Below are 14,638 nucleotides of genomic sequence, written 5' to 3'. Positions count from 1 at the left end.
TACTGTCGGCTCAACTGTTAGCGATTGCATTATATACATCGCGAAAAGTCTTACAGGAACTCAATTGCTGCGCTGTATAGTTTTTTTCATACTCAATATTGATAAAAGCAAGAACCATCAAGGCCTTCATAGAACTCCACTCCTCCATTTCGCGGAATACCTGATCGGGAGATAACCCATCCAGGTTTTTCAATTCTAACTCTCTTACCAACTTACCTAAAAATACTTCTAAAGAATCATTCATAATCTATATTGTGATAATCGTTGCACTCCAAGAAAGACCTACACCAAAAGCCACTAACATGACCCTATCTCCTGCTTTTACGTTCCCTTTACTAATCGAATCAGAAAGCGCAATCGGTACAGAATTGGAAACAGTATTTCCCGTGTACATCAAATTTATACAAAACTTTTCCTCCGGTATTCTAATTTGCTTACGAAGAGTTTGTAATAGAAATAAATTCGCCTGGTGGAAGATGAAATAATCAATCTCATCTAAAGAATTAGATGTCAATGCCAATAATTCGCGCACCGTCTTACTGGCAACTTCCAATGAAAACGAAAGCACATTTGGTCCTTCCATGTGAGCATGCCTGTCGGAATAAATATTGCCAAATTCATCTTCCAATTCGGGATAAGAAAAGTTTTCTTTAATGGGATTTCTAAATCCACCTGCTTTGATCATCATCCAATCTGCTCTGCTGCCATCTGTACCAAAAACAAAGTTTCCTATTCCTATATTTTCTCTGCTACCTATTAATGTAGCAGTACCCGCATCACCGAATAGGACTCGCATACTTTTATCTTTTGGATAAATCCCTTTAGTTAAGGTTTCACCAGTTAATAGTAAAACATTTTTTGCGACACCTGATTCTATTAAACCCTTTGCTAAACTTAAAGAATAAACATAACCGGTGCAAGCCAGACTTACATCAAGAGCGCCAACACTTGTTTTTAAGCCAAGACGATCTTGTATTAGGCACGCAGTACTTGGGGAAATATAATCTGGCGTCTGTGAACAGAATATCAGAAAATCAATTTCAGAGCGATCCTCCGGGTAAGACTCAAAAACCTTTTCGGCCGCTTTCACTGCTATATCCGATGACAACTCCCCCTCAGCAGTGACCCCTCTCCACTTTATACCCGTCTTTTCAAAAATAGCTTCAGCACTCCACTCAGGAAAGAGAACTGCCAATTCTTCATTGGTCAACTTCTTTTCAGGTATATAGTAGCTTACTGCTTTTATAAATGATTTCATCAGTTATCGCCTATATTAATTCAACAAATCATAATCCGCGAATATAATGGAGTTCTTTGAAAAACCCATTTATTGATGAACTTGTTATTCGCTAAAGGTTTTTTTGTGGATTGGGATGTCATCACCACTGCTGAATAGTGTTTTTATGTGGTTTGATGAATCCGTTTTCATTGATTTTTTATCCTTTTCGTTCGTCTTTTATGAACGGGACAGACGACTCCCATCACCCCACCTTTATCTTCATCAAATACGCTGCTCGAAGCACGTTGTAAATAATACAATTCATATCAAAGCGTAACGCATTGCGCATTTTTGTCTTTGCGGTGGCCAATCCCATTCTTAGCTTCTTTCGCATAAAGGCAAAGGGGTGTTCTACCGCTGCTCTTACGCTTGACTTCTGTTTGTTTCTCTTCTCCTGTTTGTTCGATAATTTGCCACCCCGTTTCTTCTTATCTAAAATACCATAGTAGATGCCTAATTTTCGGGCAATAGTTTTGTGTTGGTTTTTAGGATAGGCTTTATCTGCCCAAATACTTTTTTCATCTCCGCTTAACAAATCTTCTAAGGCTCGGCTGTCATGCACATTGGCAGGGGTGAACTTCCGTTTGCGTATCAGTTTGCTGCCTACATCCACTCCTATATGTCCTTTGTATCCAAAGTATTTATTGCCATTCTTTTCGGTGCTTTGGGCATCTGTATCTATTTGAACACTGGGCTTGACGGCCAATACTTCGCGCTTTTTCTTGCTCAATGGCCTGTTGGCTGACTCTAGGATGGTGGCATCCGCTATCGTTCCTTTTTTTAACATCAAACCATGTAGTTCCAACTGATGGTTGATGCCGGAGAATATGCGGTCCATCAGTTGATGCTTCACTAAGGCCTCTTTAAAGTGCCACAGGGTGGTGAAGTCCGGTATCTCTTGGGCAAAACTGATTCCTACAAATTTTTGAAAACTCAATCGGTCTATCAACTGATCTTCTAGTTCTTCATCGCTTAAATTGAAAGCATATTGCAGGAACAACATTTTTACTTTCCATTCAAACGGTAAGGGTTTGCGTCCCCCCTTTACCAGTGTTACTCTTGTCTATTACCTGCACCAAGGCGACCAAGGCCTGCCAGTTTACTACAGCATCTATCTTAGCAAGCATTATCACTGCTTTTGATTGTTTATTCCGTTTTGAAAATGACCAAATGTTATCCATAAGACTCAGTTGTTTTGTATCCATAGCACAAATATCCCACTAACTATCAACTACACAACCTGTCTTGTTTACACCCAATTGTGCATCTGTTTTTCAAACCTCTCTAATGTACTTCCACATAGATTTCTTACCGGTGCTAATTCACTAAAAAGCATTTTCCTAAGTTAAATGAATCCCTAGTGATTGTATTATTGACTACATCGTCTACCAGTAATTTCTGTCGGTTATTTATGTAATCCGCCTTCGTTCTTTCCGGTTTTCTTTTCTGCTCCATAGAAAACATCTTCTCCATCCAACCTTGAATCAAACATTAAAATGAGCAAAAATTATTGGACTAATAATTTTTGCACCCATCTCAGAAATGCAAAAACTCATCCAGATTTCTGTAGCCATTATTTTCTGAGTCTTCTTGAAACATACTGACATTTTGCATCAACGATAACCCAACTGCTGCTTCGGCAGGAGTCATGTACATATTCCATCCCAACTCTTTTATGTCGTCGCTCCAGTAACTTAACTGACTGCGCCCTTCATATCTCGCTTTCTTAAACCAAGCTACCGCATCCAAGTCGTCGGTCAAAATAGCGCCGCCCTTTCCAATGGGGATGTGCTTCTTATAATGAAACGACAGGCACATAAAAGTACCTTTAATATACATGCCGGAAGTAAAGCGCAAAGCCGAATCAATGATGGGGTAAGGCTCTAACCGGTACTGCCCTTTCCAGGCTTCGTCCCTGAAGCCCACTTTGCCTCCGGCATGAATAATGCTTTGAGGTACCGACAAGTAAGTTCTTCGAGGAATGGTCACTTCGCCCACCTTCAAATATTTGCAACTCAGGAAAAGGGCATTCGTACAAGAATCAACCGCCACCGCATATTTGGATCCACAGTAATTGGCTAATTCCTCCTCGAACATCTGGACAATTTTATAGGGATGGTGAACCATATCATAGTCTGGGTTCAGCTTTCTTTGGGGTTCTATTGATTCTTTCATTGTTGCGGCATAAATAGTTTAAACCTTTTGTTTTTCAGCAATTGAAGCTACCAAAAGTAGCGAATTTTGACCTTGATCACCCTTAGCAACCTCCAATTTTATTGCAAAATTTCTTAAAAGATAGACCAGCCTAAAAAATAACTCCCGATTAATTTGCGCTTTTGCTTTGCAAGATTTATTTTCACATCAGTTCTTTGATAATCATACAAATTCAGCCACGCTGAATTTCTAAGATATGCCCACACAGACAGATGCGTTAGTTGGATAATTTTTACAGAACCGGGCTTAATATTGTAACGTCAATGGCGGGCCGCATACAGACCTTCGGGTTTGTCCCTCGTCCAAAAAACAGGTTAACGGCGGATTACAACGATGTTACTCAGCCCAAATCCTGACTTAAGTGCGACTTAACGTCAGACTCTGTGTGGGTTTTTTTATCTTCTCTCTTCGGACATAATTTCTTTCTTTTCCCGTTTTACTTAGACAGATTGCTATTGTATTGGCTATTTGATGCCAATTTGGCACAAAGCGGTACTTGGCCAATATTTTGACATAAGGCCACCGGCAGGTTTTTTTATTATTTGGGCTATATCGTCGGTAAGATTTTCAAGAATCATATAAAACCTGTTTGCTGATGATATATTTGCCCGCTCAAAATTTTTGAAACATGGAAGACAAGAAAGAACCAAGTGAAAAGCAGCCAAACGAAAAGAATATGGGCGAGAAAGCAGAGAATTTTGCGCGAGAGACCAAGAAAAGTGCTGAATCCTTTGCCGGAAAAACGTTTGAAGGCGTAGAGAAGTTGATTAAAGATGTTTTCCATAAAGAATCGGACGTATCAGACACCGAGGGAGAAGAAGCTGAAATCCCGAAAACAGCTACCGAGCCGAAGGACGTAGAGATAGCGGAGTTGAAAAAAGAGTTAGATGAGTTGCGCGACAAGTATGTTCGCCTCTATGCCGACTTTGACAACCACCGCAAACGCACAGCGAAAGAAAAACTGGAATTTATGCTGGTAGCCAGCAAGGATGTCATTAATGAAATGCTGCCGGTGATTGACGATTTCGAAAGAGCACTCAAGGCTTTGGCCCAAAGCAAAGACACCACAGCCTTGATGGAAGGAATGAATCTCATTTATCAAAAGCTCATCAACAATCTGGCATCGAAAGGCTTGAAGCCCATGGAGAGTATTGGCAAAGAATTTAATGTAGAGATGCACGAAGCCATCACCGAAATTCCGGTATCCACCCCCGAACAGGAAGGCAAGGTAGTGGATGAAGTAGAAAAAGGATATTACTTGAACGATAAAATCATCCGCTTTGCGAAAGTGATTGTGGGCAAAAAAGCGGAATAAAAATGGCCAAGCGCGATTACTACGAAATTCTGGATGTGCCCAAGGCAGGCACCAAAGAGGAGATTAAAAAAGCCTACCGCAAGGTAGCTTTAAAATTTCACCCCGACCGCAACCAAGGCGACAAGGCAGCAGAGGAGAAGTTTAAGGAAGCGGCGGAAGCATACGAAGTGCTTTCAGACGAAACCAAGCGAAAGCAATATGACCAATACGGCCATGCCGCTATGAACGGCAACGGAGGCGGTGGTTACCATAACGCCAACGTAGAAGACATCTTCCGCAACTTCGGCGATATTTTTGGTGGTGGGGGCGGCGGGGGCGGCGGCTTCGACCCCTTTGAAAGTTTTTTTGGCGGAAGCAGCAGACAGCAAACCCGTACCCGTGGCAAGCAAGGAACCAACCTGATGTATTCGGGCCAGTTTGATTTGCAGGAAGTTTCAAACGGCGCACATAAGACTATCAAAGTAAAAAAGCATATCAAGTGCCACACCTGTCATGGCAGTGGTGCCAAAGACAGCAAGTCGGTGGGCAAATGTACTGTTTGTGGCGGCAGCGGCGCGGTTCGCAAAGTGACCAATACGATTCTGGGGCAGATGCAAACCACTGCTACTTGCTATGCCTGTAGCGGCAGCGGTCAGCAGATTACAAAAAAGTGTGGCACCTGCAACGGACTGGGTGTAGAATACGGGGATGAAACACTTAATTTTGATATTCCGGCTGGTGTACAAGATGGCATGCAACTTTCCATGAGCGGAAAAGGAAACGCGGGAGAACAAGGCGGCCCTGCGGGAGATTTGATTATTCAAATTGAAGTGGAACAAAATCCGGAACTGGAAATTGATGGACAGAATATCATTTACAATCTTCATATCAGTTTTATAGATGCCACACTCGGTACCAGTGTGGAAGTTCCGACCATAGAAGGTAAGGCTAAGTTTAAAATACCTGCGGGTACTCAGGCAGGCAAAATATTCCGCCTCAATGGCAAAGGTCTGCCGGCGATAAATGTTTACGGACGCGGAGACCAGTTGATTCTGGTCAACGTTTATACCCCCACCCATCTTAGTTCGGAGGAGAAAAAACTGTTAGAGCAGCTACGCGACTCCAACAACTTTATACCCAAACCCGGAATAAAAACCGAAAAGGGCTTCTTCGACCGGATGAAGGATATGTTTGGCGATTGATCGGAATACCGTTTTTATTCCTGATTAAATACTTTCGCCGCCATGTCTTTACTCTCCCTTCAACATATTGTCAAAAAATACGGAAACTATATTGCGTCAGATGATGTGAGTATAGAAATTCCTAAAGGAAAAATCTTCGGTTTGCTCGGACCCAACGGCGCAGGTAAAACCACACTCATCCGCATGATTACTCGGATTCTTTTTCCAGACAGTGGAACTATCCTGTTCAACGGCGAACCGCTGGCAGAAAGACACACCGAACAAACCGGCTACATGCCCGAAGAGCGCGGACTATATAAGAAGATGAAAGTGGGCGAACACTTGATCTATCTCGGAAGATTAAAAGGATTAAGCAAGGCACAGGCGAAACAAAATGTAAACCAGTGGCTCGAAAAATTTGACATTACCAGTTGGTATAACAAAAATATCGAAGAGCTTTCTAAAGGCATGAGCCAGAAAGTGCAGTTTATCGCTACCGTGCTTCACGACCCTGAATTACTAATTCTGGATGAACCTTTTTCCGGTCTCGACCCGATTAACTCTAAATTAATCGAAGATGAAATCCGTCATTTGAGTAGAAGTGGAAAGACTATTATTTTTTCCACTCACCGAATGGAGCAGGTAGAAGAAATCTGCGATGAAATAGTATTGGTCAATCAAGGAAAGAAAATTCTGGAAGGCGGAGTGAAAGAACTGAAACAACGCTTCAAGGAAAATAAATTTAGGCTATCTTTCAATGGTGAAATCAAGAATGGATTATTAGACACTCTGAACGTGGTAGAACGGAAAGAAGGCTTGATTGTAGTCAAGTTTGAAGAAGACCATAAAGGAAATGAATTATTAAAGCGAGTAGTAGAAAATGGCGTAGAAGTAACCTCCTTTAATGAAGAACTTCCATCCATCAATGAAATTTTTATCCGCAACGTACAAGCCAACTAAATGAACAAAATCTGGATCATCATACAGCGCGAATACATTACTCGCGTGCGGAGAAAAAGTTTTCTCATCACTACCCTCCTAGCCCCATTGGGTTTTTTCTTGCTCATCTCGGCCTCTGTTTTAATCAGCTCCTATTCACAAAGCAGAACCGATGTAGCTATTGTGGATGAAAGCGGTCTGTTCAGAGATGTGACGTTCCCTGACGCAGAAGATCAAACAGTTTATTTTCATAAAGTGGAAGACCAATACGAGAAGTTGGCCACCACTTTAAAGGATGAAAAAGGGAAGGAAAAGAAATTTAGCGCCATCGTCTTTATCCCGGCCAACTTCAATATCAGTTCGCCAAACAATCCCGCTATTGCCTATCGCTATGCCGAGCGACCTGGAGCTATCAAGAGACAGTTCATCAACGATCAAATCAATACTGCTGTCAATAAAATGCGGCTGCAAAGTTTGAAGGCAGATAATGATCTGATTGAGAAAATGCAGCAACGAATCAAACTCAATTTTGAATCGCTCGACGATGAAAAAGAAAAAACCGGCTTTACAGATGCCGCTGCCATAGTAGGGCTAGTCATGGGTTTTGCCATTTACATTTCTATCTTCTTTTATGGCACCATGATTATGAAAGGAGTGATGGAAGAAAAAACCAGCCGAGTGGTGGAGGTGCTCACCTCTTCGGTAAAGCCCTTTCAATTACTGATGGGAAAAATCATGGGAATCGGTGCCGTTGGTCTTACCCAATTTATCCTTTGGATTCTACTCATTTTCGCGGTCAACGTACTGGCGGGAATCATCTTCGGAATTTCTGTTGGCCAACATTCCCCATCTATGGGCAGCATGGGAACACAGTCTGTAGATTTAGATGAAATGGAAATGCTGATACGCAACCTTTCCTCCTTGCCCTTTGGCCAAATCGCTATTCTCTTCCCCATCTATTTTATCGGGGGCTTTTTGCTTTACGGCGCTTTGTTTGCCGCCATCGGTGCGGCGATGGGCGAAGATGGTGACCAACAATCGCTGATGGTTCCTGTCACCATTCCGATTATCATTTCCATTTTCATCGCCATCAATGTCGTCAACGACCCCGATAGCAAATTGGGTTTTTGGGGCTCGGTGATTCCTTTCACCTCACCGGTGGTGATGAGTACCTTGCTTCCTTTCAGTCCGGACTGGTGGCAAATTGCCCTATCCATATTTTTACTGATAGCGGGTTTTATTTTAACCACCTATATCGCCGCACGTATTTATCGCGTGGCCATTTTGATGTACGGCAAGAAGATATCGCTGAAAGAAATGGGTCGGTGGATTTTTGCACGTAATTAATGCTACTTTTCAAATAACTATTTTAGCCTCTCCCGATATAAAGCGGCTTATTTAATATCACAGATATGTACAGAACTCACACTTGTGGCGAATTAGATTTAAAGTTTGTAAGCAAAGAAGTTACCCTCTGCGGCTGGGTGCAAAAGACACGAGCCTTAGGCGGAATGACCTTTGTGGATATGCGCGACCGTTATGGTCTTACACAATTAGTATTCAACATGGAGGCCGATGCATCGCTCTGCGAGCGAGCCAATAAATTAGGTCGTGAGTTTGTGATCCAGGTAAAGGGAACCGTGTCGGAACGCAGCAGTAAAAACCTGAACATTCCAACCGGTGAAATCGAAATAATAGTCGCCGAACTAACCATCCTCGGCGAATCAGAAACACCGCCTTTCATTATTGAAAACGATAGCGATGGAAACGAAGAGTTGCGTTTAAAATATCGCTATCTGGATATTCGCCGTCCGGTGCTTCGCGACCGGCTGGTGCTGCGCGCCCATCTGGTGCGCGCCATTCATGAATATTTGGATGGAAAGGATTTTATAGAAATAGAAACGCCCGCCCTGATTAAATCTACCCCTGAAGGAGCCCGTGATTTTTTGGTTCCTTCTCGACTGGTGCATGGCAGTTTCTACGCCTTGCCACAATCGCCACAGATACTGAAGCAATTGCTGATGGTGGCCGGTATGGATCGCTATTATCAAGTGGTGAAATGTTTTCGTGATGAAGATTTCCGCGGCGACCGTCAACCGGAGTTTTCGCAAATAGATTGCGAGATGAGTTTTGTTCACCAAGAAGATATTTTTGAAATCTTCGGGGGCATGATGCAACATGTATTTCGCAAGACTAAAAATGTGGAACTGACAGAAATTCCTCGTCTGCGCTATGATGATGCCCTTCGCCTGTATGGAAGCGACAAACCCGATCTGCGCTTTGATTGCCAAATTGTAGAGCTGAATAGTTCCCTGCCTACTTCCGAGTTTAATGTATTCAACAATGCCATTAAAAGTGGCGGACTGGTAGCCGGTCTAAATGCAAAAGGCTGTGGAGCTTATTCACGAAAACAAATAGACGAGCTGACGGATTTTGTCAAGGTAAGCCACCGTGGATTAGGCGGCTTGGTGAATATCCGTTTCAACGAAGACGGCACCGTGAAATCTTCGGCAGATAAATTCTTTAATGAAGAACAGCTACGTGCCATCGGAGCCTTGTTTAGTGCAGCAAAAGGCGATTTGATTTTGATTGCCGCCGATAAAGTTTCCAAAGTGCGCAAGTCCTTGGGCGATTTACGTTTAGAATTAGCCAAGCGCAATCAATGGATTGCCCCTGATTCCTGGAGTGTGTTTTGGGTGGTGGACTTCCCGCTGTTTGAAAAAGATGAAGAGAGTGGCGAGATCACCTTTGCCCATCATCCTTTCTGCTCCCCTCATCCCGAAGACATGAAATACTTCGACAGTGACCCGGTAAAAGTGCGGGCACAGACTTATGATATGGTATTGAACGGCAACGAAATCCTTTCCGGTTCTATTCGTATTCATCAAAGAGAAATACAAGAGAAAGTTTTTAATAAACTCGGTCTCAGCGCTGAAGACCGCGAGAAGAAATTTGGATTTATGCTCAACGCCTTCCGCTATGGCGCACCGCCGCATGGAGGCTGTGCCTTTGGTTTAGACCGTCTGGTGATGTTGTTGAGCGGTGCCGAAACCATCCGCGATGTGATTGCCTTCCCTAAGACTTCCGGTGGAAGAGATTTAATGATGGATGCTCCTGCGGTGGTGGATGAGAAGCAGTTGGTGGAATTGGGAATCAGAATTAAATCTGAGGATTAAAAATCCATCCCCAAAGTAAGATACCCCAGAGGCTTTTTAGAAACCTCGCCACCGTCATAGCCCCAGCCCAAATCAAAGCGAATAAAGTAGCCTAATAGAGAGGTGCGGAATCCGGGGCCAAAGCCCATGATGACCGGACTTCTATATTTCTTCACTTTCACAATGACCGAAGGCTGGAATGGCCGATTCGGAATACTCTCCGTAAACAATGGATTGCTTTCGGCAAAAGGAGAGGCGCCCTCCCAAGCGGTGCCGATATCGAAGGCAGTGTGAACCAATTATCCAAACCACCCATGTAGTACATCATCTTGGCGCTGCCGAACGAAGCACCAGCGGTCAACCGGTTGGCCCAAATAATTTGCCGATAGATTTTCTGGTAGTGGCGAAGATCAAAACCGACAAGGCCCAACACTGTTTTGTTGAACTGAACGAGCGGAATATCAAATCCATCAGAGATGTTTTTATCCTTCGTAGGAAATTGTTTTTGCACCTCGGCAAAAACCTTGAACCGGGTGCCATAACGGATGTTGCTCATCACCTCGATGCAGTTATCGAAAACATATTCGGTGCGCAGCGACAGCCAGTTGTCCGTCATGGAAGGAATCTGCAAGGTGAAATCATCAATGGCTTTGAACACCATGTTGTCGTTGCGAAAAGAGAGATTCAGTTTCAAAGCCTGGAGCACGTTGAAAGGATATTTCAATTCCATCTCTATATAAGTGGTCTTGATACTCAGTTCCGTATTGGAGGAGCGACCGGTGATGTCATCGCTCACCTGCACATCGGTGGATCGCGCACCGTGATAGACCGTAAACTTTTTATCCAATCTCCGTTTCAGGTTTTCATACGTGATGAAATACTCCATGTTTTTGAAACCCTTATCGAAAGGCAAACGAACCCCACCGTATATTTTATAGTTCTCCAGCAAATCGGTGATGCCCATTTTGATTCCAAAAATCGGTAGCGGCGAAGTGGTATAGAACCCGGTGAAAGGCTGATAGCGCGTCACAATCAGATTGTTGTCGAAAGAAGTGATGACTTTGTCGGTGCTGAAGCGCACGAAATAGGGGCGCACGCGAGAGAAGCGGAAAACATATCCCTCCTCCGCTGCATTCAGTTGGGCCGCCGCTACCGAATCCCAATCAAACAACTTGATGCCGAAATCAAATTCGCTTTGCAGGTCAAAGGGGCGATTTCCTTTTGCCGTGATGGAAGTATCATTTTGCTCCGCCACCGGTTTCACCTCTTCTTTCTTTTTCTCCGGCACCGCCGCTACCGATCCCTGTTGCAGCTTCGTCATGTAATCCATCATCGGAGGCTTCGTCGTCACCTGCATATCCTGCATCAGATATTTCCGAAACTGTACTTTGCCCTTTTGCTGAAACATATCCAGCGCCATTCCTTTCTCCGGCACCACACTTTGTTCGCGGATCTGATAGGTATAGTTGGTAGCAGGTGCGGTGACTCCCGAAATTTTATACACTTCCGTTCTCGAAGAATCATACAGCCGCCCCACACTTTTATCTATCACAGACTCGAAGGCAATGTGGTCGCGCAGCGACACAGAGTCCTTGTCGCCGGTCTCGTTCAGCGTGTAGTAATAGGTCTTTTCAAAATGATCAAACACCTTTTCAAAATGGCCGATGCGCCGATTTTCGATGCCGTTGGCATCGCTGAGAAAACAAAAATCATCGGCACTGAAATTCTGTGGATAGCTTTCTCTCGTCAAGGGGTTAGAGGTGACCGGATATAAAACATCCTTCGCTGCATCGAGGTCATAGAAAAACAAATTGTATTGAGGAATGATGACCTGCGATTCATATCGCTGCGGGCGCAACGTGTCACTTTCGCGATTGCTTGAAAACATGATTCCGCGCAGGCCACCGGCTTCGATATAGGCCGGTTGCAGATCATCATAAAAATCGTCGGTCAGTTTTTGAGTGGTAGTAGAAGCAATGGTGTAAAGAAAAATATCGGTCTGCCCGTTCTGCACCGCGCTCATCACCAACTGTTTGGAATCTACGAAGCCAAAGCTCAGCACCTTTTGAAATTTCCGAACCGGATTGCGCGCTTTCTTCTTTTTCTCCATCTCATAGAAAAACAAATCTGTTTTATCTTTTTTGTCTCGGATGATCGCCAAGCGTTTGCCGCTGGGGTCCCACGCCAGCAGCGGAGCCGACTCATCGGTGAACAAAGTATTGGTTCGGAAGCCGCCGCGCAACACCACTTTTTTCTTTCCGTTTTCTGTATTCAACAGATGAACTTTATATCGCCCCATGTCATTGCTGCAATAGGCGATGTGTTTTCCATCGGGGCAAAGCCGAGCCTGATAATAGCTTTTGCTCTTGCGAATTTTTGCTTTCACTATCGTACTGTCGGGAGGCATCACCGTTTTTCTTTCTTCTTCCTCGAACCGGCGCACATAATATTCATACCATTTCTGGAAGGTGATCTCCATATCTTCTCCCAGAACAAAAAGAAAGCCATTATCCACGTTGTGGTTCACCCGCGTGAGATAGAGGATATTGGCGAGCGCAGTTTTGCCATGCACCTCCTCTATATAGTGCCACATAGACTGCCCCACCAAAACAGATTCTTCTCTCGGCAGCCGGTTCAGTTTCTTGAATCGCCCGCTCATGATTCCATCGCGCAGGCGGTCTTCCAGTTCGCTGGTCCAGCCATCACCCACATATCGCTCCAGTCCTATTTTATACCAGTCGGGCAAATTGAGCAGCACTGCATTTTGAATCGCCTCGCCAAAGTTGGTGCCGCGCTCCATCTTATCCAAAAAAATTCGTGTGATGTTCTGCCGCACCTGACTGCGCAGGTTGCCGTGGTCGCCATTGAAATAGATGAAAATTTTATTGTCGGGCAGTTTGATAGTTCCACCGGGGCTTTGCTCCGGTTCATAGATGCCGATGTTGGTCTGGTTCAGTTCGCTGATGTTGTTATAAACGATGATGTCCACCCGTTTGCTGTAACCAAAGTCGAACATCTTCGATATTTCATCCAAATTATCTTCCGCAGTTTTAATCACATACTTCGCCACATCCTGCCCACCCTGATAGAAGTGGGTGACGAAGTGGTCGCTCTCATAATAAGAGAAGGTGTAGTTTTTATATTGAATCCTGTTTTGTCCAAAGCGCTCTACATTGACTTGCGCTTGCACCGACCAGCAAGACAGGAGACATAAGACAATAGACAATAGAAAAATTCTTCTCTCCCGATTCATTTGTGCTGCTAACGCGCTGCCCTGTTTTTGATTTTTACTTGGTGGCTCAAACTTACAGGAATAATTTGAGCTTATGATGATTTGCTTTGGCCGGAAGGCGGAGCTCTTGATGAACATCATATAAATGGAACGCAGATGACACGGAAATAACTGATAAGGCTGACAATAAACTTCTTCGGAAAATACCTTTCAGAGCTTAAGCCCATGCTGTTTGGCATTTGTTAAGCCCATGCTTAAGCACGGGCTTAAGACAAGAAATGAGATATGGGCTTTAGCCCACAACTTTGCTTTTCATTTTCCGAAGAGTCTAATAAAGATATAACAAACAAGTCAGCACCAAAAACAAAAGTCTTAAAGACTTTTGTAGTTTGATTTCGTCTTTTGTAGTTTATCATCACCCGACCAAAACCTATTGGTTCGGCACCAGAACATGTTGGTTCGGCGCCAAAACATGTTGGTTCTGCACCAAAACATGTTGGTTCGGCACCAGAACACATACGTTCCGGACTGAAACACCTTAGTTCTGCACCAAAACACGTATGTTTTGGTCTGAAACTTGTTGGTTCTACTCAAAAACATACATGTTTTGGACTGAAACACCTTAGCTCTGCACCCAATCACACATGTTCCGGACTGAAACATGTTGGTTCGGCACCAGAACATGTTGGTTCGGCGCCAAAACATGTTGGTTCTGCACCAAAACACATACGTTCCGGACTGAAACACCTTAGTTCTGCACCAAAACACGTATGTTTTGGTCCGAAACTTGTTGGTTCTACTCAAAAACATACATGTTCTGGACTGAAACACCTTAGCTCTGCACCCAATCACACATGTTACGGCTTGAAACATGTTGGTTCAGCACCAAAACTTGTTTGTTCAGGTGCTTAAATAGACTTCTTCGGAAAATCAGGGTTGATTAATTTCCTCCCTCTACACTCTCCCGAAATAAATTCAGGAGGGTGGACCGCCTCTATCAGCGGGACGGGGGAGGAACAGAATAAATGGAGGTGGTTTCTTTGACAAACTGTCCGATTGCCTTTCCATTCTTGACCGATAATTTGCTATTCGGTACCCATCTCTAGCTATTCGGTCCCTGTTAGCAAGAGATCGGTCCCTGTTCGTAGCTATTCGGTTTTTGTTAGTAAGAAACAGGTGCCTGTTAGCTACTACTCGGTCCCTGTTAGCTAAAGACAGGTGCCTGTTCGTTGCTACTCGGTCCCTGTTAGTAAGAGACAGGTGCCTGTTAGCTGCTACTCGGTCCCTGTTAGCCAAAGACAGGTGCCTGTTCGTTGCTATTCGGTCCCTGTTAGCTACGATTCG

The 14,638-nt window shown here is 44.0% G+C and carries 12 protein-coding genes; 5 read left to right on the top strand and 7 right to left on the bottom strand.

All coding sequences use genetic code 11. The features are described from left to right. Positions 1-10 precede the first annotated feature (10 nt). The 5 genes from IPP77_09370 to IPP77_09350 form a co-directional block, all read right to left on the bottom strand. Positions 11-244: a hypothetical protein gene (locus IPP77_09370; GenBank protein MBL0309863.1), complete on the bottom strand. Its 234-nt coding sequence runs from the start codon at positions 242-244 to the stop codon at positions 11-13. A gap of 3 nt (positions 245-247) precedes the next feature. Continuing rightward, the gene (locus tag IPP77_09365; GenBank protein MBL0309862.1) at positions 248-1,258 is read right to left on the bottom strand and encodes a ketoacyl-ACP synthase III; all 1,011 of its coding nucleotides are present in this window, start codon (positions 1,256-1,258) and stop codon (positions 248-250) included. A gap of 223 nt (positions 1,259-1,481) precedes the next feature. After that, on the bottom strand, positions 1,482-2,282 hold the full coding sequence (locus IPP77_09360) for an IS5 family transposase (GenBank protein ID MBL0309861.1): 801 nt from the start codon (positions 2,280-2,282) through the stop codon (positions 1,482-1,484). Between the two features lie 13 nt (positions 2,283-2,295). Beyond that, positions 2,296-2,460 carry a hypothetical protein gene (locus IPP77_09355; GenBank protein MBL0309860.1) on the bottom strand — a complete coding sequence of 55 codons (165 nt, stop codon included), beginning with the start codon at positions 2,458-2,460 and terminating at the stop codon, positions 2,296-2,298. Positions 2,461-2,815: 355 nt separating this feature from the next. Continuing rightward, positions 2,816-3,454 (bottom strand): DegT/DnrJ/EryC1/StrS aminotransferase family protein, encoded by a 639-nt coding sequence (locus tag IPP77_09350; GenBank protein ID MBL0309859.1) that lies wholly within the window; start codon positions 3,452-3,454, stop codon positions 2,816-2,818. A gap of 715 nt (positions 3,455-4,169) precedes the next feature. Here IPP77_09350 and IPP77_09345 point away from each other — a divergent pair. From IPP77_09345 to aspS, 5 genes are all read left to right on the top strand, one after another. After that, entirely contained in the window at positions 4,170-4,808 is a 639-nt protein-coding gene (locus tag IPP77_09345) for a nucleotide exchange factor GrpE (GenBank protein ID MBL0309858.1), read from the top strand. 2 nt (positions 4,809-4,810) lie between these two features. After that, positions 4,811-5,989 (top strand): molecular chaperone DnaJ, encoded by a 1,179-nt coding sequence (gene dnaJ, locus IPP77_09340; GenBank protein MBL0309857.1) that lies wholly within the window; start codon positions 4,811-4,813, stop codon positions 5,987-5,989. Positions 5,990-6,031: 42 nt separating this feature from the next. Beyond that, a complete protein-coding gene (locus IPP77_09335; protein ID MBL0309856.1) occupies positions 6,032-6,928 on the top strand; it encodes an ATP-binding cassette domain-containing protein in 897 nt (298 codons plus the stop codon). Then, a complete protein-coding gene (locus tag IPP77_09330; protein ID MBL0309855.1) occupies positions 6,929-8,254 on the top strand; it encodes an ABC transporter permease in 1,326 nt (441 codons plus the stop codon). Between the two features lie 65 nt (positions 8,255-8,319). Then, entirely contained in the window at positions 8,320-10,083 is a 1,764-nt protein-coding gene (gene aspS, locus IPP77_09325) for an aspartate--tRNA ligase (GenBank protein MBL0309854.1), read from the top strand. On the opposite strand, the gene IPP77_09320 is transcribed toward aspS, so the two are convergent. Both IPP77_09320 and IPP77_09315 read right to left on the bottom strand, forming a co-directional pair. Then, on the bottom strand, positions 10,080-10,238 hold the full coding sequence (locus tag IPP77_09320; GenBank protein ID MBL0309853.1) for a hypothetical protein: 159 nt from the start codon (positions 10,236-10,238) through the stop codon (positions 10,080-10,082). The two genes, aspS and IPP77_09320, sit on opposite strands and share 4 nt — an antisense overlap. A gap of 2 nt (positions 10,239-10,240) precedes the next feature. Then, on the bottom strand, positions 10,241-13,435 hold the full coding sequence (locus IPP77_09315) for a hypothetical protein (protein MBL0309852.1): 3,195 nt from the start codon (positions 13,433-13,435) through the stop codon (positions 10,241-10,243). Between the last annotated feature and the right edge of the window lie 1,203 nt (positions 13,436-14,638).

The sequence above is a fragment of the Bacteroidota bacterium genome, assembly GCA_016722375.1.
Taxonomy (GTDB): domain Bacteria; phylum Bacteroidota; class Bacteroidia; order Chitinophagales; family LD1; genus Bog-950.
Note: the sequence above shows the minus strand (reverse complement) of the source record. Positions and strands in the feature narration are given on the sequence as shown.